Annotated in this window: 22 protein-coding genes and 2 tRNA genes; 9 read left to right on the top strand and 15 right to left on the bottom strand. The window is 64.1% G+C overall.

Going from position 1 to position 20,223, the window contains the following annotated elements:
• Window positions 1-98: 98 nt before the first annotated feature.
• From NED97_RS06755 to mct, 8 genes are all read right to left on the bottom strand, one after another.
• Window positions 99-392 (bottom strand): HalOD1 output domain-containing protein, encoded by a 294-nt coding sequence (locus NED97_RS06755; protein WP_252489948.1) that lies wholly within the window; start codon window positions 390-392, stop codon window positions 99-101.
• Window positions 393-768: 376 nt separating this feature from the next.
• Window positions 769-2,124: a hypothetical protein gene (locus NED97_RS06750; protein ID WP_252489947.1), complete on the bottom strand. Its 1,356-nt coding sequence runs from the start codon at window positions 2,122-2,124 to the stop codon at window positions 769-771.
• 713 nt (window positions 2,125-2,837) lie between these two features.
• A tRNA-Thr gene (locus NED97_RS06745) sits at window positions 2,838-2,911 on the bottom strand.
• A gap of 12 nt (window positions 2,912-2,923) precedes the next feature.
• Complete coding sequence (locus NED97_RS06740; RefSeq protein ID WP_252489946.1) at window positions 2,924-3,436, bottom strand: GNAT family N-acetyltransferase; 513 nt, start codon at window positions 3,434-3,436, stop codon at window positions 2,924-2,926.
• A gap of 137 nt (window positions 3,437-3,573) precedes the next feature.
• A complete protein-coding gene (locus NED97_RS06735) occupies window positions 3,574-4,185 on the bottom strand; it encodes a CBS domain-containing protein (RefSeq protein WP_252489945.1) in 612 nt (203 codons plus the stop codon).
• Between the two features lie 89 nt (window positions 4,186-4,274).
• A complete protein-coding gene (locus NED97_RS06730; RefSeq protein ID WP_252489944.1) occupies window positions 4,275-5,036 on the bottom strand; it encodes a GTP cyclohydrolase III in 762 nt (253 codons plus the stop codon).
• Window positions 5,037-5,099: 63 nt separating this feature from the next.
• Window positions 5,100-5,420, bottom strand: a complete 321-nt coding sequence (locus NED97_RS06725) for a DUF5785 family protein (RefSeq protein ID WP_252489943.1) — start codon at window positions 5,418-5,420, stop codon at window positions 5,100-5,102.
• Window positions 5,421-5,604: 184 nt separating this feature from the next.
• The gene (mct, locus tag NED97_RS06720) at window positions 5,605-6,783 is read right to left on the bottom strand and encodes a succinyl-CoA:mesaconate CoA-transferase (RefSeq protein ID WP_252489942.1); all 1,179 of its coding nucleotides are present in this window, start codon (window positions 6,781-6,783) and stop codon (window positions 5,605-5,607) included.
• Between the two features lie 137 nt (window positions 6,784-6,920).
• Between mct and glmS the strand changes: the two genes are divergently transcribed.
• The 6 genes from glmS (at window position 6,921) to NED97_RS06690 (ending at window position 12,715) form a co-directional block, all read left to right on the top strand.
• On the top strand, window positions 6,921-7,376 hold the full coding sequence (gene glmS / locus NED97_RS06715; protein WP_252489941.1) for a methylaspartate mutase subunit S: 456 nt from the start codon (window positions 6,921-6,923) through the stop codon (window positions 7,374-7,376).
• Window positions 7,377-7,387: 11 nt separating this feature from the next.
• Entirely contained in the window at window positions 7,388-8,821 is a 1,434-nt protein-coding gene (locus NED97_RS06710) for a methylaspartate mutase subunit E (RefSeq protein WP_252489940.1), read from the top strand.
• Window positions 8,821-10,098, top strand: a complete 1,278-nt coding sequence (locus tag NED97_RS06705; RefSeq protein ID WP_252489939.1) for a methylaspartate ammonia-lyase — start codon at window positions 8,821-8,823, stop codon at window positions 10,096-10,098. The genes NED97_RS06710 and NED97_RS06705 overlap by 1 nt, the downstream gene beginning before the upstream one ends.
• On the top strand, window positions 10,091-11,272 hold the full coding sequence (mch, locus tag NED97_RS06700; protein WP_252489938.1) for a 2-methylfumaryl-CoA hydratase: 1,182 nt from the start codon (window positions 10,091-10,093) through the stop codon (window positions 11,270-11,272). Before NED97_RS06705 ends, mch begins: the two co-directional genes overlap by 8 nt.
• A 43-nt stretch (window positions 11,273-11,315) precedes the next feature.
• Entirely contained in the window at window positions 11,316-12,359 is a 1,044-nt protein-coding gene (gene citE / locus NED97_RS06695; protein WP_252489937.1) for an L-malyl-CoA/beta-methylmalyl-CoA lyase, read from the top strand.
• Between the two features lie 134 nt (window positions 12,360-12,493).
• Entirely contained in the window at window positions 12,494-12,715 is a 222-nt protein-coding gene (locus tag NED97_RS06690; protein ID WP_252489936.1) for a hypothetical protein, read from the top strand.
• Window positions 12,716-12,767: 52 nt separating this feature from the next.
• Here the strand turns inward: NED97_RS06690 and NED97_RS06685 are convergent, their stop codons facing one another.
• The 3 genes from NED97_RS06685 to NED97_RS06675 form a co-directional block, all read right to left on the bottom strand.
• Window positions 12,768-14,105 carry a polysaccharide deacetylase family protein gene (locus NED97_RS06685; protein WP_252489935.1) on the bottom strand — a complete coding sequence of 446 codons (1,338 nt, stop codon included), beginning with the start codon at window positions 14,103-14,105 and terminating at the stop codon, window positions 12,768-12,770.
• A gap of 405 nt (window positions 14,106-14,510) precedes the next feature.
• Window positions 14,511-14,594 (bottom strand) — tRNA-Ser (locus NED97_RS06680).
• 41 nt (window positions 14,595-14,635) lie between these two features.
• Window positions 14,636-15,376 (bottom strand): glycosyltransferase family protein, encoded by a 741-nt coding sequence (locus tag NED97_RS06675; protein ID WP_252489934.1) that lies wholly within the window; start codon window positions 15,374-15,376, stop codon window positions 14,636-14,638.
• A gap of 106 nt (window positions 15,377-15,482) precedes the next feature.
• On the opposite strand from NED97_RS06675, the gene NED97_RS06670 reads away from it, so the two are divergent.
• A complete protein-coding gene (locus NED97_RS06670; RefSeq protein ID WP_252489933.1) occupies window positions 15,483-15,701 on the top strand; it encodes a hypothetical protein in 219 nt (72 codons plus the stop codon).
• 20 nt (window positions 15,702-15,721) lie between these two features.
• On the opposite strand, the gene NED97_RS06665 is transcribed toward NED97_RS06670, so the two are convergent.
• The 4 genes from NED97_RS06665 to NED97_RS06650 form a co-directional block, all read right to left on the bottom strand.
• Window positions 15,722-16,366: a uracil-DNA glycosylase gene (locus tag NED97_RS06665; RefSeq protein ID WP_252489932.1), complete on the bottom strand. Its 645-nt coding sequence runs from the start codon at window positions 16,364-16,366 to the stop codon at window positions 15,722-15,724.
• A gap of 66 nt (window positions 16,367-16,432) precedes the next feature.
• A complete protein-coding gene (locus NED97_RS06660; RefSeq protein WP_252489931.1) occupies window positions 16,433-16,669 on the bottom strand; it encodes a hypothetical protein in 237 nt (78 codons plus the stop codon).
• On the bottom strand, window positions 16,666-17,742 hold the full coding sequence (locus tag NED97_RS06655) for an Mrp/NBP35 family ATP-binding protein (protein ID WP_252489930.1): 1,077 nt from the start codon (window positions 17,740-17,742) through the stop codon (window positions 16,666-16,668). Before NED97_RS06655 ends, NED97_RS06660 begins: the two co-directional genes overlap by 4 nt.
• Before the next feature lie 721 nt (window positions 17,743-18,463).
• Window positions 18,464-18,787, bottom strand: coding sequence for a hypothetical protein (locus NED97_RS06650; protein ID WP_252489929.1), 324 nt, complete (start codon window positions 18,785-18,787; stop codon window positions 18,464-18,466).
• A gap of 111 nt (window positions 18,788-18,898) precedes the next feature.
• Here NED97_RS06650 and NED97_RS06645 point away from each other — a divergent pair, with 111 nt between their 5' ends.
• Entirely contained in the window at window positions 18,899-19,222 is a 324-nt protein-coding gene (locus tag NED97_RS06645) for a DUF5783 family protein (protein WP_252489928.1), read from the top strand.
• A 72-nt stretch (window positions 19,223-19,294) separates the two neighbouring features.
• Complete coding sequence (locus NED97_RS06640) at window positions 19,295-20,146, top strand: translation initiation factor eIF-2B (protein WP_252489927.1); 852 nt, start codon at window positions 19,295-19,297, stop codon at window positions 20,144-20,146.
• The last annotated feature ends 77 nt before the right edge of the window (window positions 20,147-20,223 follow it).

Genomic DNA, 20,223 nt, shown 5'->3' with positions numbered 1-20,223 from the left:
GACGGGCCCGGAACCGATGGGCGTACGCTCGAGTTGGCTGTTGCTGATCAGGTTCGAGTCAGTCGGAGCTAGTCAGCGCGTCGGTAGCGTTCGCAAACCTAGTCGTGCTGCTGATCGTGATCGGTAACCTCGACCTCGCCGTCGCTAGTCACGACGATGTGGTAGCCACAGTAGTCGAATTCGACATGTCCGGTCGCTCGGTGGGCGCCGTTCTCGCGCGGCGCAAACAGAGAATCGAGGGCCTCTGGGTTGACGACTTCGTAGAGTGCGTCGTACTTCGGCGGCTCGATTTCAGTCGGTTCGACACCCTCTCGTTCGGCGACAGCGGTGATTACCTCGTAACTCAGCGGCTTCGCGGTAGCTGTGTTCGAGCGATCGACTGAGAGTAGCATTGATCGGAATCTTTCTGTCGGGGTATATAAATCCACTGTCCTCAGCTCGATCTTGTCACACATCTCTGCCCAGTTCAGTACAAAATAGTACATTGAAGATCTATTTGGGTACCTCCTGGAGGTTAAAATTGTAAAATTCTTTTTTGTGGGAACTGTTCAACAGATACTATTCGTCTTACAAGCTCGTGCTGTGATCGATTTCGGGAATCGTCCCGTACTTGCAAGTCGGTTGTGGATGGCCAGATCTGCAGTTCTCGAGCGAACGTTCTGCCAGAGTGCGGCGTCGTTGTCACTCCGAGAACCACTCGGGACGAAAAGAATCGATCACCCACTGATCGATACGAACCGCGAAATCCCCTGCCGTTTCGTGGCCGAATTACCGGCGGTCGTCTACGCCATCAGGGAACTCGTTGTTCTGGAGAGTGACAGCGCCGGAGTTGCCGAAAATACGCACCGAGTAGTTGCCCTCGTCCGCCTCCGCGTAGGTGTTTTCGATGAGAACGTCGTCCGCGTTGTGAACGACGATCGGAATTTCGGTCGTTTCGAACTCGCTGTCGGAGACGACGTAGTTCTCGCCGCGAAGTTCGAGCCCCCGTCGACGGCTGTCGCCCGGCTGATCGACGGCGATACTCTCGAACGTACAGTTGTTTCGCGTACAGAAGATCGCCGGCTGAACCGGAGAGCCGCTCGCGTCGCCGGTGATATCGACGTTCCGGAGCGTGACTGCACCGGCGTCGTCACCGAGAAGACGGAACGCGTACGCGTCGCCGTCCATTTCGACTTCGACGTTTTCGAACGTCGTCGCCCCCGCGCCCTCGTCGATCCGGACCGCGGTGCTATCGCCTCCGACGAGGATTCGGGTGTTCGAGACCGTCGCGTCGTCGACTCCCTCCATCACCCTGACCGCGTTGCCGTTCGGGTCCGGAGCGTCGATGGTAACGTTCTTGACCTCGATCTGGTTGCCGTAATCGAGGCGGATCGGATGCTGGAGTACCGAGCGGTCCTCGATCGGATCGTCGACGACGAGGATCGCGTCTTCGATCCGTCCCTCGGTTACACCGAGTCGGATCGAACCGGTGACGCTGTTCTCGAACCAGCCCCCCTCGACGTCGACTCGGCCGTCGCTGGACGCGTACAGACCGGTTCCCGCGAAGCCACCGAGCACACAGTTTTTGAAGGTGAGCGCTCCCACGTGGTTGTTGACGTGGATCCCAGTCGGGCCCCGTCGAACCGTTCCACTGTTCGGCGTCTCATCGGAGAACGTCCCACCGTCGAACGCTCGGAAGCACTCGACGACACCCTCTCCGTTCGGGTCGCGAATGTTGAACAGTCCAGGACCCCAGGTTCCGCTGTCGTGCTCGCCGTGGATGAAGACGTGCTTCACGTGAAGCCCGTCTTCGACCTCGGCGTTGATGACGCGGATTCCCGTGTTTTCGGCGGTCTGGTCGACGTGGAACCCCTCGAAGTGCAGGTCGCGGCCGGGATTCGAACCGGTCCCGAGTCGGAACAGACGGGGTGGCCCGTCGAAGTCGTCGTAGCTCGCCGGAACCAGCGTCGCCTTGGCCCCGGCCTCCGAGACGATGCCGACGTTCTCGAAGGAGGTAAACCGGACCTGCTGGTCCATGTAGTACTCTCCTTCGGGGAACTTGAGAAGCGTGTTGTCGTCGATATGTTCCTGGATAACAGAGGAAACCGATTCGTTCCCTTCCGGATCCGCACCGGCATCGACCATGTCGACGACGGTGTTGTATTGCTCCTCTTGTGCGCTTGCAGCCGCGACACCAGTGACCGAAAGTGCTGTCCCGATCCCAGCGAGACACCCCTTCAGATACGATCGTCTACCTGTCAGCCAATTACGTGAGTCGTTCGACGTCACGTTCCTCCCTAGAAACGGGTAAGTAATACATATACTCGAAGTAATCTGAGGGGAAATTATCTCAGTTCGCGAACGGGCGCTCCTCAACTGTTTCTGGGCCCGTAGCGAAAGTCTGCATCCGGTCTGTACCCGTTGGTGCACCGACTCCTTATCAGCTACATAAGAAACTAGCAGCTGACGGGTGTAGAGATAGAACAGTTTCGTCGCGGACCGACACAGGCGTTTATACCTATCGAACGGTTTCGAATTCTGAAACGGAACGTTGCAGAATTTGCACCTATTCGACGATCCGATTGCAGAACTGAATACGGCCGTCGTTCGTTCTATATCAGATTTACTGAAGGATGAAGGCTAACACCGAGCCGAACGACTCCCCTCTCCCCGGACCTGACAGTCGACTAATGTGGACGGTGTACCATGTGTGTGGTACTACGTGTTTACCGACGGCCGCACAGGAGTGTCCGTCAGGAAGCCAGGGGTGGGATTTGAACTGCGGTCGCAGCAAAGCTGTTCCCTGATTCGAATCCCACCGGTCGCTCTTTCGTTCTCACTGCCGCTCGAACGGAAAGAGCCAGGGGTGGGATTTGAACCCACGAAGTCTCGATTACAAGTCGAGTGCATGAACCGCCCATGCTCCCCTGGCGCAGTCGGTTGGTTAGCCGTCCTCCTTTGAGTGTGTATCGTTTTCCGATGGATTCCCGAGCGATCGTTTCATCGCGACCCGGTACGTCTCGTACTCCCGTTGCTCGTAGAACCGTCTCGCCGCCTCGTTGTCCGCCATCACCTCGAGAATCACGACCTCCGCGCCCTGCTCGCGAAGCGCTCCCTCGGCCGCCTCGAGGAGCGCCGTCCCGGCCCCGCGCTCGCGGTACGCGGGATCGACGTAGATGTTCGACAGTACCCCTCGCGTCGCGTCCAGTGACAGCGCGCCGCGTTCGATAGAGAACGACGTAAACCCGACGACGCGGCCGTCATCGCGTGCGACGAGCAGTCCGTCGGTGTGGGCGTGCGCCGCGAGGGTCTCTCGCATCGTCTCGCGGTTGGCGTCGGCGTGGACGAACGAGTCGTGGTCGCGCTGGTCGCGAGCCAGTCGGACCCACAGCTCCGTGATCGCCTCGAGATCGTCCTGCGTCGCCGGTTCGATAGCCGGTCGTGGATTCGCGGTCATGTGCGACACTGCCGTTCGGAACTGTCGCTGGCGTCTCGCGAGTCGTCGTTCGGACAGGCGTCAGCGTCGTCGCTCATCGTTCGTCGGTCGGTCATAGGGGCCGAAAGCCCTTGCCATCGAGGCTGAGCGACGCGCGATCACACCGATCGACAGTCCGAACAGACCAGTTGTCCGTTCGCATCCCACAGCGAGTCCGCGAGCGAGCCGCACGCCTCGCAGACGCCCTGCGTCGAGAACTCGTCGCCGCCGTTCGGGAGTAACTGGGCGTCGACCTCCTCGCCGGAGGCTGCTCGAGCCGTCTCGTCCATCGGGCGGTCCGGCTCGAGCAGCGAATCGTTCGATCCGCCGGTCGGAGACGTCGCGGCCTGGAAGGAACCGGCGGCGGCGATGACGTCGCGCTGAGTGAGCAGACCGAGGATCCCGTCGTCGCTCTCGATGACCAGGTTGCGGATGTTCTGACGGGCCATCGTCGTGGCGGCGTCGGCGAGCGACCAGTCGGCACCGACCGAAATAACGGGGCTCGTCATGATTTCCTCGACGGTCGTTTCGGCGGGATCGCCCTCGTCCGCGACGAGTCCGAGCACGTCCCACTCGGTCATGATCCCGACCGGCTTCGACCCGCGAACGACGAGCACACAGCCCGATCGCTCCTCGCGCATCAGTCGAACGGCGCCCAGGACAGGGTCAGACTCGCTGACGCCGACGTATTCAGTTGTCAGGACGTCCCTGACTGACAGTTCCGATTCCATATGTGAACAAAGCTCACGGACGGGCTAAAAACTACCTCCGGCACCGTTAAGTGAACACGTAGCGAAGATCTGCGGTTCGTGGGGATCGGTTACCAGCCGAGTTCGACCCTGGTTCCGTCGGCGCGACAGACCTCCAGCGCGTGTTTCGCGGCGATACCCGCCTCGTGGGGGCTTTTCCCTCGACCGACGCCGACCTGGAGTTCGACGTCGACTTCCTCCTGAACGTGATAGATCGCATCCTCGTACTCCCCTTCCTCGAGATCCGGGCAGACGACGATGACGTTGTCGCCGCCGACGAAGAAGGCGAGGCTGTCGTGGGCCTCGCGCATGTAGCGCATGAGCGAGGCGTACCCCTGCTCGATCTCGATGAACGTGTCGAACGCGTTGAGTTCGTCCGTGTACTCGCCGGTCGCGTCGATGACGTCGAAGTGAGCGATCTGAACGTCGTCGTCGGTTCGGTGGTCGTCGTCGATGACGCGGCCCTCGAGACACTCGCGGCGGTTCTTGTCCTGGGCGCTGCCGGCGTCCTGGATCAGGGCGGTCGCGTCCGAAAGCGCCTGGACGGGCGTTTTTCCGGTTGCAACGCCGAGACTGAGCGTAACGGGGTAGCGGTTGCCGACGGACTCCTGGAGGAGGGCGTGGTCCTCGAAGGAGAGTCCGTTCGTGACGGCGATCATGTTGTCGAAGCGAGTGAAGAAGACGTATCCGCCGCGGTTGCCGACGAACTGGGAGATATCGGCGTACAGCCGCGATTGGAGCGTCTGAAGGTCGGCCTCCCGTCGCGGCTCGGGCGTCACCGTCCACGGCCCGTAGTTGTCGATCTGAAGGAGCGTAACCTGCGTGTTAGTCACGGTGACCGAAGGTTTCGAACGCCGTCGTATAAGTGATACGTAATCCAGATCCGTGATGCCGACTCAAGCGCGTTTCTTCTCGGGGTCTGCACCCTGCGGGTGGTACTCCCAGAAATTACCGGCGCGCATCGCCGCGCCGACGGCCTTGTGCATGTCGACCATCGTCTCGAACTCCTCGGGTTCGACGTGTTCGAAGATCTCGCGGAGCGGGACCACTCGCTCGTAGTTGATTCGGATCGGGTCGTCGCCGTACTCCGCGACGAACTCGTCGCGGTCGAGGGGGAAGTCCTCGTCTTCGTCGACCTTCTTGGCGATGATCGCCATGTCGTACTTCCGCTTGCCCTCGCTCCCCTCCTCGCCGTCCGGGTCGTGTGGCCAGTCCATACTCCGAGGTGTGTGTGGGGGGCGCAAAAGGATTACTCCTTCCCGACGAGGACTTCGACGTTCGTCACCGACGAGAGCACACCGGCCGAACTCTACCGGACCGATGCGACGGCTGCTGTTCTCGTATACTGGACCGCAGTTCGCAAAACTCGGTTCGATCGCGTCGGGGAGTCGTAACCGCCGATCAGTCGTCAGCCGCCGTCTCGACGTCCGTTTCGGATCCGAGGAGTTCCTCCCGGTGCTCGTCGAGCAGCGGCGCGCGACCGTGTGGTTCCGGCGGCGTCTCGGTCATCTTGATCGGCGAACCCGCAATCTCGACCGTCTCGTTCGAACCGGGCTGTTCGACCGGCACGAGCATCTCCCGGTCCTGGACGTGCGGGTCGTCGAAGATGTCGGCCGTGTTCTGAACCGGCGCGACGGGAACGCGGCCCTCGAGCGTCTCGACGAGTGCCTCCGTCTCGAGGTCGGCCGCCCACGCGGCGATCTCCTCGCGCAGTTCGTCGCGGTGCTCGAGACGGTCGGCGGCGGTGGGATACTCCGCAGCCAGATCCTCCCGATCCATCGCCGCACAGACCTCGTTCCAGTGGTTGGTCCCGAAGGCGGCGACGACGGCGTAGCCGTCCCGGGTCTCGAAGGCGTCGTACGGGAACAGCGTCGGGTGGGAGTTCCCGCGACGCGAGGGCGGCTCGCCGGTGTAGGAGTGCTGGTAGACGGCGCGTTCGGTCATGCTGAGCATGGCATCGTACATCGCGGTGTCGACGTACTGCCCCTTCCCGGTCTGCTCGCGGTGGTTGACCGCGGCGAGGATGCCGATACAGTTCAGCGTCGCCGTAAAGAGGTCGCCGATACCGGGACCGACCTTCGTCGGCGGGCCGTCTTCCTGGCCGGTGATCTCCATCACGCCGCCCAGCGCCTGGGCGATGAGGTCGAACGACGGCTGGCCCTGGCGGTGGGTCTCGCCCGTACGCGGGTCGCCGAAGCCCCGGATCGAAGAGTAGATCAGCTCCGGGTTGCGCTCCTCGAGCGTCTCGTAGCCCAGATCGTACTTCTCCATCGTCCCCGAACGGTAGTTCTCGACGACGACGTCGGCCCCCTCGACGAGCGAGAGGAAGTCCTCGCGGTCCTCGTCGTCGTTGAAGTCGAGTTCGAGACTTCGCTTGCCGCGGTTGACGCTCTGGAAGTAGCCGCCGTAGGCCTCTTCCTCGGCGTCCTCGACGAACGGCGGGTTCGACCGGATCAGGTCGCCGCCGGGGCGTTCGATCTTGACCACGTCCGCACCCATATCCGCGAGCAACATCGTACAGTACGGCCCGGCGAGCACCTGCGTCAGGTCGATCACTCGCAGATTCGAGAGTGCACCCATGGAACCGACTGTCTGCGGACAGGCGCAAAAACCTTTGCAATAGATCATGAAGGTGTGGTTGTGTGCCAAAGGGGGGCTGTTAGGGTGTATAAGGAGTATTATCATGATCGACCATTAAGTTTATACGGCGATTCATCATGGTTGTGGACACGATGTCCCGAACGGTCGTCCTCGGCGTGATCGGCTCCGACGCCCACGTCGTTGGCATTACCATCCTAGAGCAGGCCCTCAGTGCAGCTGGCTTCGACGTCGTCAACCTCGGCGTCCAGACCTCCCAGAAGGATTTCGCGGACGCCGCAGTAGCACACTCCGCGGAGGCTGTACTCGTTTCTTCGCTCTACGGCCACGCCGAGCAGGACTGCCAGGGCTTCCACGACGTCCTCGAGGAGGCCGGCGTCGACGCGTGCACCTACATCGGCGGTAACCTCGCCGTCGGGCAGGACGACTTCGAGCAGACGCGCGAGACCTTCGAGGAACTCGGATTCGACCGCGTCTTCGACTCGGAGACCGATCCCGAGGAAGCCATCGCCGCCCTCGAGCGAGACCTCAACGTTACGACCACCGAGTCGGAGCAGGTCACCGTCACCTCATAGCTACCACCTCGATGATACGAGACGAACGAATACCATCCGAAGAGCTACGGCGTATCGACGAAGAAATTCGGTCCGGCTGGACTACCGGCGGAGCTGTCGACTTCGAGGAGGCCGTCGCCTACCACGAATCGCTGCCGGCGCACAAGCAGTTCGCGGACGTCCTCGAGTCCGCCGACAAGCCGCTCCTGCAGCCTCGGGCCGGCGTCCCCCGACTCGAGGACCAGATCGAGTTGCTCGAGTACCTCCACGGCGAGGGGAAAGCGGATCTCCTGCCGACGACGATCGACTCGTACACGCGCGACAACGAGTACGAGAAGGCCGAGGAGGGACTCGAGAAGGCCCGCGAGACGGGCGACGACACCCTCAACGGTTTTCCGGCCGTGAACCACGGAATCGACGGCTGTCGCGACCTGATCGAGGCGATCGACGCCCCGATCGAGGTGCGCCACGGCACGCCCGACGCGCGGCTGCTGGCGGCGATCACCTTCGCCGGCGGCTTCCAGAGCTTCGAGGGCGGCCCGATCTCCTACAACATCCCCTACACCAAGCGCCACGGACTCGAGGAAACGATCGAGAAGTGGCAGTTCGTCGACCGGTTGGCGGGGGCTTACACCGAACGCGGCGTGCGGATCAACCGCGAGCCGTTCGGCCCCCTCACGGGGACGCTCGTGCCGCCCTCGATCGCGATCGCGATCATGATCGTCGAGGGAAAGATGGCGGCGACACAGGGAGTGCGCTCGATCACCCTCGGCTACGGCCAGGTCGGCAACGTCGTCCAGGACGTCGCCGCGCTGAACGCCCTCCAGAAACTCGGCGACGAGTATCTGCCCGACGAGGTGTGCGTGACGACCGTCTTCCACGAGTGGATGGGCGGGTTCCCGCCGGACGAGGCCCGCGCCAACGGCGTCATCGGACTCGGCGGGATGACCGCCGCCATCGCCCAGCCGGATAAGGTCATCACCAAGTCGCCCCAGGAGTTCCAGGGCGTGCCGACGAAGGAGGCGAACGCCGCCGGACTCCGAACGACGCGACAGGTCATCGACATGGCGATCGAACAGCAGATCGACATCGACGGCATCGCGGAGGAACAGGACCTGATCGAGCGCGAAACCCGGTGTCTCATGGACGCGATCTTCGCGCACGGCGACGGCGACGTCGTCCGGGGAACGCTCGAGGCGTTCGACTCGGGCGCGCTCGACGTGCCGTTCGCCCCGAGCGACAGCGCGAAGGGCACCGTGTTGCCGGCCCGCGACGACCACGGCCGCGTGCGGATCTTCGAGTGGGGCGACCTCGAGATGGACGACGAAATCAAAGAGATCCACAAGGCCCGCCTCTCACAGCGCGCCGACACCGAGGGTCGCGACCAGTCGTTCCGTATGGTCGCGGACGACGTCGACGCGATCAGCGACGGCAAGCTCATCGGCCGACCGCAGGGTGATGCCTGATGCGGATCGAGGCCATCCACGCGACGCCCGGCTACGCCGGGTTCTTCTTCGACGACCAGCGCGCGATCAAGCGGGGCGCCCGTCAGGACGGGTTCACCTACGACGGCGACCCCGTCACCGACGGCTTCGACGAGATCCGTCAGGCCGGCGAGACGCTCATCGTCGACGTCGAACTCGCGGACGGCAGCGTCCACCGCGGGGACTGCGCCGCGGTCCAGTACTCCGGCGCCGGCGGGCGCGATCCGCTGTTCCGGGCCGAGGCGTACGTCCCCGTGATCGAGGGCGCCGTCGCCGAGGAACTGGTCGGCCGCGACGCGAGGGAGTTCCTCGCGAACGCGGAACTGCTCGAGGAACTCGAAGTCGACGGGAGCCGACTGCACACGGCGATCCGGTACGGCGTCTCGCAGGCGCTGCTCGACGCGGCCGCACGAGCCGAGGGAGTGACGAAGACCGACGTTCTGGCCGACGAACTCGAGACGGAGCCGGCGAGCGAGCCGGTGTCCGTCTTCGGACAGTCCGGCGACGCCCGCTACGCGAACGCCGAGAAGATGTTCATCAAGGGCGTCCCGGTCCTCCCGCACGCGCTGATCAACAGCGTCGAGAAGATCGGTCCGGACGGCGAGGCCCTGCTCGAGTACGTCGCGTGGCTCGTCGAACGCTCGCAAGAACTCGGACCGGAGGGCTACGAACCCAGATTCCACATCGACGTGTACGGAATGATCGGCGAGCTCTTCGGCGCCCCTTACGACCGCGACGAAGTGATCGACTACTTCGCCGCGCTCGAGGAGGCCGCAGCGCCGTACCCGCTCCAGATCGAGGGGCCGATGGACGTCGGCGACCGCGCCGGTCAGATCGAAGCGATGGTCGAACTGCGCGACGGACTCCGGGACGCCACCGTCGGCGTCGACATCGTCGCCGACGAGTGGTGCAACACCTTCGAGGACGTCCGGGAGTTCGTCGACGCGGGTGCGGCCGACGTCGTCCAGATCAAGACCCCCGATCTCGGGGGCGTCCACCGCAGCGGACAGGCGGTCAGGTACTGCGGGGGTACCGATACCCGCGCGTACCTCGGGGGTACCTGCAACGAGACGGAAACCTCCGCGCGCGCCTGCGCACACGTCGCGCTCGCGACCGACGCCGCGCAGGTGCTCGCAAAGCCCGGAATGGGCTTCGACGAGGGATACATGATCGTCGAAAACGAAATGCGACGAACCGTCGCTCGACGAGAGCGAGAACGACGACCCGCGAACACGGACGAGGTGACTGCGGATGACTGAGGACGCACCCAAACCGATCGACTGGACCGACTCCGACACGTTTGCACGGGCGCTCGAGCGGGCCGACACCCGCGAGAAGGGCAACTACTTCGAGGCCTTCGAAGAAGGTGACCTCATCGAACACGACCCCGGACTCACGCTCACGCGGTGGGGCAACGAGGCGTGGATGAGCCAGACGCTCAACCACGATCCGGCCTACTGGCGGACCGACGCCGCGCAGGAACGGGGCTTCGACGAACCGCCGATTCACCCGGACTACCTCACCGCCGCAACGCTCGGTATCACCGTCGAGGACCTGAGCGAGAAAGGCGGCTACTTCCTCGGACGCACCGACGTCCGGTTCCCCGGCGCGCCCGTCTACGCCGGCGCCGAACTGCACGTCGAGAGCGAGGTCGTCGGTACGGCGACCTCGAGTTCCCGACCCGAGTACGGCATCGTCACCTGGCGAACCCGGGGCAGGGATGCCGAAACGGGGGAGGTGGTGTGCTCCTACGAGCGGACGAACATGATCCCGCGGCGGGAACCCGTTGCGACGGACGGAGGCGGCGCGGCTGCCGCCGAGGACCCTGAGAACGGTGAGCGAACCGAAGGTTCGCGATCCTCGTCGGAGTTGCGCTCCGACGGTGGCCCTTCCCTTCCAGACGAGTTCGTCACACCCGACGGCGGGTACTTCGAGGACTTCGTCGACGCGCTCGAGCAGGTCGAGAACCGCGACGCGGCGGTCGCCTACCGACACGAGCGCGGCCGCACGCAGGACGACGTGACCGTCGCCGGGCTGCCGCTGTCGACGCTCAACACGGCCAAACAGCACCACAACGCCGACGTCATGGCCGACTCCCCGTCGGGCGACATCGTCACCTACGGCGACGTCACCCGGTCGACGGCGCTCGGCCACGCCCGCTCCGACGAGCACACCTACCGCGAGGTGGGGTTCGACGACGAGCAGTTCCACACGTTCGTCACCCCCGGAGATACCGTCTACGCGTTCACGCGCGTGCTCGAGGCCGAGGACAGCGTCGGGGAACCCTCGACCGGCTCCCGGACGCCGTCCGAGAACGACGGCGCCAACGACGAGGCCGGCACCGTCCGCTTCGAGCACATCGCGTTCAACCAGGACGACGAGCCGGTGTACTCCGGCACCCGGATCGCGGAGATCCGAAGGCGCTCGAGCTGAACCGTCTACGACCGACCTCTACACCACAGACACACGCACACGCATGACCGACGACATCCGACTCTGTCGCACGTTCCAGACCGCACCGGCCGCCGTCCCGAAAGAGGAGACGGCGAAGTACCTCGTCTCCGCCCTCGAAGCGGAGGGGTTCCAGGCGCCCGACTGGCTCGTCCCCGACCTGGAGGACGGCACCGCGCCGGACATGAAAGCCGAGGGGCTCGAGAACACCGTCGAGAAGGTCCCGCAGTACGACTTCCCCGGCGAGATCTGGCCCCGCGTCGAGTGGAGCTACGAGGACGAGGAGTACCGCGAGAAGGGCCGCGAGCAGATCGACCGGCTGGTCGCCGAAGTCGGCGACGAGATCGACGGCGTGGTCGTCCCGAAGGTCGGCCGCCTCGAGGACGTCGAGCGCGCCGCCGCGGCGGTCGCGGAGGCCGAGCGCGAACACGGCTATCCGGACGACTCGATCGGGCTCTCGATCATCGTCGAGACGGGCCGCGCTCGATCGGATCTCCGGGAAATCTCGAAGTTCGGCGAGAACTCCCGACTCACCGCGCTCGTCTTCGGTCCCGTCGACTACACCGCCGAACTCGGCGGACGCGACCTCGGCGACGGCCGCCCACGCTGGGACGGCCTGCTCGAGGCCCTGTCGAACGAGGCCAGCGCCGGCGACCTGCTCTCGATCGGCGGCCCCTTCGACGACCTGTTCAAGGAACGCGCCGGACTAACGTTCTACAACGCCGACGAGTACGCGGATCAGGTCGAACACGAGGCACAACTCGGTCTCGACGGCTCCTGGTCGCTGTACCCCAAGCAGACGATCCAGGCGAACACGATTCACATGCCGACGCCGGAGGAACTCGAGCGCGACGTGCACAAGATCGAGCGCTTCAACGAGGCCAAGCGCGAGGGCACCGGCGCGGTCACCATCGACGGGCAGATGGTCGACGAGGCGACGTTCAAGAACTTCCGGAACACGGTCCAGAAGGTGCGAGTGATCCACGACCGCCGGTCGGATCAGACCGGGGAGCGCTACGACGACGACCTGTTAGGGCGAGCGCTCGAACTCGAACTGTCCTACCGATAGCGCGTCGTCCGACTCCCGCTCTTCGGACCCTTTTCGAGCGCTTGGAGCCGAACGGTTCGTCGAGCCGTAAATAGCGAGACTCTGTTCAGCCGTGTTCCTTTCACCGGTGAGTTCAATCTCGACACAGGGTTGGCATGACTCGCTCGAGAGACTACGCAGGCGACACGCGGTGGGGGTGGCGGTGTCCGCGGTGTGGAACGGACGTCTCGGTCGGACGCGATTCCGAGACGGAGACGTTCCGGTGGGAGTGTGCAGAAGACGGGTGCCTCGCGGTCGGGTTCGGATTTGCCTCGAGACGCCGCGCTCGGATCGCGCTGCGCGACTACCGAGAGCGATACCAGGGCGTCTACCGGTAGTTCGGCCCGCACAGCAGCAGCGAGAGTACAGTTTCGATCTGCGTCCTGTTAGTCAGTTGTCCGGTCGGTGTCCCTCGCGACGCATCGTCCAGAGGTCGTCGAAGTCGATGACCTCGACGTCGTCGCCCCTGCTCTGGATGTGCTCGAGCAGCTGTTCGTACTCGCCCTCGTCCAGCGTGTTGTCCTGGTCGAAGGCGTGGAAGTTCAGGATCGTACACTGTCGGTGCTTCGCGGCGAGGTCGACAGCTCGAAGCGAGATATCGAGGTCGTGGCCGATCGTCCGCGGCAGTGCTAGCGGATCGAAGCCGTGGACGCCGGTGAGGTTGACGTTGCCGGACTGGTTGAACCCGCCCGCGTAGTAGTAGTCCGAGACGACGTCGAGAACCGTCTGGTCGAAGCTGTTGTGGGGATAAACGATGTAGTGTCCGCCTTCGAATTCGTTCTGGACGGCCCAGTTCTTGTCCCGCCGCAGTGCGTCCCTGAGATCCGCTTCGTCCATCTCCGCGAACTGCGTGTGGGTACCGTGGGCGACGATCTGGTCGCCGGCCTCCTGGCGCTCTTTGAGCTGAGCGACCGTCATGATCCCGTCGCGCTGATTTCGCGTCCACTGTCGAACGGCAGCCTGGACCGCGTTGACGCCGTACTCGTCGTGGAGCGGGCTTGCCGTGTCGTAGAAGTCCTCGACGCCGTCGTCCCAGCAGAGCACGACGTAGCCCTTCTCGGGCTTCTCGTGGATTCGCATATCGTCGACCCACACCTCCGCTTCGTCGTCGGTGTTGTAGACGATGATCTGGATCTCTTCGACCACGTCTCGCTCGAGGGGCATCGAACTCTCCTCGAAGACACCGGGGTTCGTTCGGAACCAACCGGGATCGGAATCACGGTAGGTGACCGACCGAAGCTGGTGGTGGGCGTAGCCGCCGTAAATGTCGATGAGCCGAATGTCGATCGCGATATTGGAGGGCGTGGACGTCCGGACGGCCATCGAGAGCTCGAGGTCACTCATGTCCGTCGTGTCGATCCGCCGCTCGACGACGACGTTTTCACTGTCCTCGGCGCTGAGCCTGAGGCTCTGGGAGCCGTCGAAGACGACGTCTTCGTCTGCTTCCGCAGATCCCTGAACGACCTCCCACGGATCGAGATCTTCGAAGTTGTCGAACTGCTCGCCGGGCTGTTCGAACTCCTCGCGACTATCGTACTCGGTTTCGACCTGGAGTTCCGGCGGTCCGTAGCTGGTCGACTCGTTTCCGTCGCCGTTTTCGTCCGACGAGCCGTTACCGCCGTTCTCCGACGCGTCCGAATCGGTCCCCATACAGCCGGCAAGGCCTGCAACCGTCGCTGCTCCGGAGAGTGCGAGAAACCGCCTCCGGGTATTCGTTTGGTTTGGCATTACTGGAGACTCCCGGCAGCGGAGACATTATTATAGAGATGATAATCATTTTCTCGTGAGAGTACGGCGTGTTGATCATGCCTGAACGGGCAACGGCGGGGATGGGATTTGAACCACCCCCAGACGCGCTCGATCACGGTTTCACCGCTCGCAATCGCGGTCGCAGCGCGACCGCGCTCTCGCTGCGCGCGACTGGTCTAATTCAGATCCGTCCTTCACGCCTCGCTCCTCACGTACCGTTCGTCGCAGATGTGGTGGGGATGGGATTTGAACCACCTGAACTCCCGTGAGAAAACGGTGGGGACGGGATTTGAACCACGGTCGTTCCGCTCGCGTTGGTCCCTTCACTCCCTGATTCAAATCCATCGACCTCGCTGTCGCTCACGAAATTGTTCGCGACAGCAACGGTGGGGATGGGATTTGAACCCATGAGGCTTGACAGCCACCTGCTCTCAAGGCAGGCGCGTTAGGCCGCTCTGCCACCCCACCTCACCTACGCCTTCTCCACCCGTTCAAAAAGGGTTATCGGTCTACTCGCGCTCGAGCGACTCGTCGTCCGAAACACCGAGCCCTAGCTCCTTGACGACGGCTGCCGTCGCCGCTGCACCGGGGCGGTTGCCGACCGCTCGAGCCCGGATGCCGGCGATCGTGGCGCACAGTCCCGACTCGGTCGCGATCGTCGGCAGCATCGGTGCGAAACCGACGCCGAGTCCGGCGTCGTCGGCCCGTTCGGCGAGTGTCGCCAGTTCGGGGACCGCGTAGGCGTCGGTGAAGTCGACCGACTCGCCGAAGCCGGCGAAGTAGGTGCGGCCGGCCGAGGACGGACCGAGAACGACGTCGTGGCGGCGAAGCGACATCGCCGCCCCGTCGATCTCCGTCCGGGCGACCAGCGGTGCCGTCGGCTCGAGGATCCCGACGTTCCCCGCATCCTCCTGCTCGAGCAGGTGCGAGACCGTGTTTCCGACGCGGGCGGCGCGCGTCGAGCCAACCTGCCGTTCGAACCGGACGTCCTCGAGGTCCTCGAGGGCTGCGTCCGCCAGATCGCGAATGTTGTCCTCCGGATCGCCGACGACCGCGGACTCCGGAAGCGTCTCCGCGTCGCGGTAGTTCACCAGGAGTTCGCCGCCGCTGGCGGCGACGGCCCGAAGCACGTCGACGACGGCCGCCTCGTAGAGCGTGGCCGCTTCGGCTTCGGTCAGCGGCGTTCGATCGACGAGCGACGACAGGACGAGGCCCTCGCGCGGCGGGTCGACGGGAACGACGACGATCATACGCATCCGTCGGTCGCCGCGACCCTTGAACGCGACGGGTTTCCGCGCGGAGCGAACTGTCCGTCCTGCCGACTAGAGTTATGTGACCCGCGACCGTCGTTCCGGTATGGATACTCGCTCGAGTACCGGACTGTTCGCGACGCTCGTGATCGTCGCGCTGGTCGCTCTCGGTCTCTTCGGATTCCTCACCGGCTACGCGCTCGAGTCCCCGGGAGCGTGGCTCGCACCGACGATCGGCACGCTCGCCGTCGCCGTCGCTGTCGTCGGCGCGTTGATCGTCGCCGGTGCGCGGTCGAGGCGCTGGCGGCAGAACCCGTACTGGTGAGCGTCGCGCCGCCCGATTCGCTACCGTTCTCGTCGTCCCTTCGTCTGCCGGTAATCCGACGCCATCAGTTCGACGAAGCGCTCGAGCCACGCCTGAGTCTGCTCGTCCGTCTGCTCGCGCGGCTCGATCATCGGAACGAGTTCGAAGCCGCGACCCCGGATCGTCGTCGCGTGGTCCGACTCGAGGCACAGGTCCTCGACCGGCGTCGTCGTGTACTCGACGCCGATCTCCGATAGCGCGCGCTCGCCGACGGGAACGATGATCTCGGGGTTGATCATCCGGATCTCGGCGTTGAGGTAGGGTTCGCAGTTGCCGATCTCCTCGTCGGTCGGCTTCCGGTCGGGATCCCGGCACCGGGTGAGGTTCGTCAGGTAGACGTTCTCGATTTCGGGTCGGTCGGTCGGGGAGGTGGCGTCACAGAGGCCGAGGCGCTCGAGCATCCGACGAAGCGACGTTCCCCCGTCCGACTCGTCCTCGTCGACGAGAAACGGGATCCCGATCTCGTCGGCGCGGGGAGTCGGCCGTTCGCCGACGAAGAGGAAGTCGGCTCCGACGTCGCCGTAGCCGTGGACGACCTGCGTGCGCGTCTCACAGAGCGACGGACAGTTCCGACACTCCTCGTCCATGCCGTACGGGTTCGCCCGAGATCGCTGATTCGCGTCCACGGTTGAGTCTCGGTGCAGGGAACCAAAAGCGACCCGTCTGGCGACGGGTGAATCGAACGCGGACGCTCAGCGACCGAGGCCGCCGCGTTCCGTGACCTCGAGGATGAACTTCACGTTGCGAACGATCTCCTCGGGCGAGGTGTCCTCGTCCTCGTCGTAGAGGTCGCTCGTCCGGTAGAGGATGTTCGCGAGCTGTTTTCGCTCGCTGCTCTCGCCGCGGATCTCGTCGGCGATCTCCCGGAGGGTCGCGACCCGCTCGGGATCCGGATCGAACTCCGCCGGCCCGTCGGCGTCGTCGCTCATCGGTCCGGCGCGGGCGACTGACGCTTCGTCGTCTCCGAGACGCCGCGTCGGTGGACGATCCCCGTGTTGTTCGCGACGTTCTCGGTGATCGTCCGGAACGAATCGCCCGTCTCGCCCTCGTCCTCGACGACGGTCGGCTTCCCGCCGTCGCCACCTTCGCGGACGGTCGGGTCGAGCGGAATCGTTCCCAGGAACGGCATGTTGTGAGTCTCGGCGAACTCCCTGCCGCCGCCGGAGCCGAAGATGTCGTGCTCGCCGCCGCAGTCGGGACAGGCGAACGTCGACATGTTCTCGGCGATCCCGAGCACGACGGTGTCGTGTTTGGCGAACATCTCGAGCCCCTTTCGGGCGTCGTCCAGCGCGACGTCCTGCGGGGTCGTGACGATGACGGCGCCCGTCACGGGCATCGTCTGGAGCATCGTCAGTTGGGTGTCGCCGGTCCCCGGCGGCAGGTCGATGACGAGGTAGTCGAGGCTCCCCCACTCGACGTCCTCGGTAAGCTGGGTGATGACCTTGTGGACCATCGGACCGCGCCAGATGACCGGGTCGTCCTCGCCGGTGAGGAAGGCCATGCTCATCAGCTTCACGCCGTACTTTTCGGGCGGTACCAGGGTTTCGTCCTCGGTGGCCATCGGCGGCTCGTCGGCGTCGAACATCCGCGGCACGTTCGGACCGTAGACGTCGGCGTCGAAGAGACCGACGCGGGCGCCGAGTTTCGAGAGCCCCGCGGCGAGGTTGACAGCGACGGTCGATTTGCCGACGCCGCCCTTCCCGGAGGCGACGGCGATGACGTTCTTGACGTCAGGAAGCACCTGTTCGTCGCTCGAGAACGCGTCGCGGTCCGGGATGCTCGCGGAGAGGTTCGGCTCGAGACCCTCTTCGACGAGCAGTTCGCGGACCTCGCCGGCGATATCGGTCTCGGTCGGCGAGTACGGTGCCCCGAGCGCGAGGTCGATGTCGACCTCGTCGCCGTCGACCGAAAGCTCGTTGACGAGCCCCAGCGAGACGATGTCGTCCCCCAGTTCCGGATCCTCGACCGTCCGGAGGCGGTCGCGAACGGCGTCTTCGTCCATGTCCGAAGGGTATGGCCCGCCGTCGAAAAGGGTTGTGTTCGGATACCGAGTCTCGACTCGTCCGGCGGGAGCGACGCCCTGTATGTAGTGCGGTGAACGGCGATGGGTGAAGTGATGGAGTTCGATCGAACAGGAGGCGAAGAGAGCGTGCCATTGCCCCGGCGATACGGGATTTCTACGCCCGTGAGATAGAAGCACTCCGTACATCAGCTCGATCGGTACTACCGACGGTGGCGTGCGCTGAACTGTGCCGAACACAGCGTGAGGCACAGTTCGACGCCGCACGAGGGATGAGCGAACGAACGGAGTGAGTGAGCGAATCGGTTGGGGAGGGTGTGGCGATCCCGTGTTGTCGGTCCGAATAGAACGCTCGAGTTCCCAGCTAGGCCTTCGAACACGGTAAGAGTACAACCAGGTTGACTCGAGAAGACACCGCGTTACGTACAGGTGCGAACTGAACACTACGGAACGCGATTCAAAATAAACGATTCAGAGAACAGAGGAGAGGCGGCTGCTATCAGAACACTTCCGAACACGAATCCGGTGACAACCACGGTCCAACCGAATTCGAGCCCTATAGTTGCCACAGAAAGGCCGAACAGGAGACACAGGAGAAGCAGTACGAAATCAAACCATCTCTCGTTCATATAATCTTCTCTGGAAAGAAATACTATGAATGTTGTGTGATTGACCTGTCCGTATCGCTTTGACCGGTCGTTCCCTACTCGTTAAAATCGAACCGCGGCCCGCCGTAAGTCGGCGGATCCGGCTCGAGTTCGATCCCGCGCTCGTACCTGACGAAGTTCAGGTAAAAGGGGCGACCGCAGCCCTCGACCGGGTCGCCCTCGAGGTCGGTAACGATCCCGTCCTCGCCGCAGACGAAGGCGATGCCGTCGGCGAATTCCCGGCCAGGATCGTCGGGTTCGGCGTACTCCCACCCCGGCTGGGAGACCGTGGTGACGGAGCGGTCCGCGAGATCCGGCGGTCGCTCGAGGCTGTGGACGGCACCGCAGTGGGGACAGGTGTAGCGGACGGCGACGGTCATCGGCGGCCCTAGGGCGGTCGAGAACGTAAACCTGCGGGAGAGACTGGAAAGGATAGCCGCCGAATCGAAACTTTCCGAACCGTTTACTCGCTCGCTCTCCCAGAACCCGCCATGACCGAGTTCGATCCCGAGAAGTTCGAGGAGAAGTACGTCCACTACTTCGAGGAACTCGAGCGGGCGTACTCGAACGCCTACCAGCAGCTTCACGGCCGGTACGACTCCGAGGTGCTCCGCGCGGTCGACCGGAAGGTGTTGAGCGAGAGCGAACCCGTCTATCGAGGCGACGGCGAGTTCGACGTCGAACTGCCGGACGAGCGCGTCGAGGAGGTTCGAGCCGCGGTCGGCGCGGACGGCGAGCAGTTCGACGCCGTCCTCGAGGAGTTTCGCGACCGGATCGAGAGCGAACTGCGACGGATATTCGAGTTCGAGGCCTGAGCGGATCGGCGGGGCGACGGACCGCCGCAGCCACCCGGAACACCTTTTGCCCTCACGGGAATTCGTGGAGATATGATCGACGAGACGGTCGAGGAGATCAAGGACATGCAGACGCACAGCTCCTCGGTAGTGGCCGTAAACGCGACTCGCGCGCTCGAGGAACTGCTCGAGCGCGAGTTCGCCACCGTCGAGGAGTACGAGCGCGCCCTCGAGCGGAACGGCTCGGTCCTCCGGCGGGCCAACCCCTCGCACGCCTCGCTCCAGAACGCCGTTCGGGAGGTCGTCGACGACGTCACCGAAGCCGACATCGATAACGTCGACGAGGCCAAGCGACTCACCAAGGAGCGGATCGACGCGGTCGTCTCCCGGGTCGAGTCGGGGAAAGACCTGGCCGCCGAAAACGCCCTCGAGCACCTCGAGGACGGCGCGACGCTGCTGACTCACGACTACTCCTCGACCGTTCTCGAGGCCCTCGAGCGGGGTGTCGAGGCGGGCAAGGAGTTCGACGTCTACATCACCGAGGCTCGGCCGCGCTTCATCGGTCGCAAGACGGCCCGGTCGCTCGCCGACCTCGAGGGCGTCGACGCGACGCTGATCACCGACAGCGCACACGGCGTCTACCTCGAGGAGTGCGACCGGGTCCTTATCGGCATGGACTGTATCGTCGACGAGACGCTGTACAACCGCGTCGGAACCTTCCCGATCGCGTCGACGGCGAGCCAGCTCGGCGTTCCCGTCACCGTCGTCGGCTCCGCCTCGAAGATCGTCGACAGTGGTTTCGTCTTCGAAAACGAGTTCCGACCGGGAAGCGAGGTGATGTCGGAGCCTGCCGAGGGGTTCACGATCGAGAACCCGTCATACGACGCCACGCCCATCACCCTGATCGAGAGCGTCATCACCGACGAGGGCCGCCAGGAGCTCTAGGTTACTGTTCCGGAACCGCCACTTGCTCGATTTTCGGACAGTCTCCCCCCTGTGGCGACAGGCTATCACCGCCACTG

The organism is Natronococcus sp. CG52 (assembly GCF_023913515.1).
Taxonomy (GTDB): domain Archaea; phylum Halobacteriota; class Halobacteria; order Halobacteriales; family Natrialbaceae; genus Natronococcus; species Natronococcus zhouii.
The sequence above is the reverse complement of the archived record's forward strand: the minus strand, read 5'-3'. Positions and strand labels throughout refer to the sequence as shown.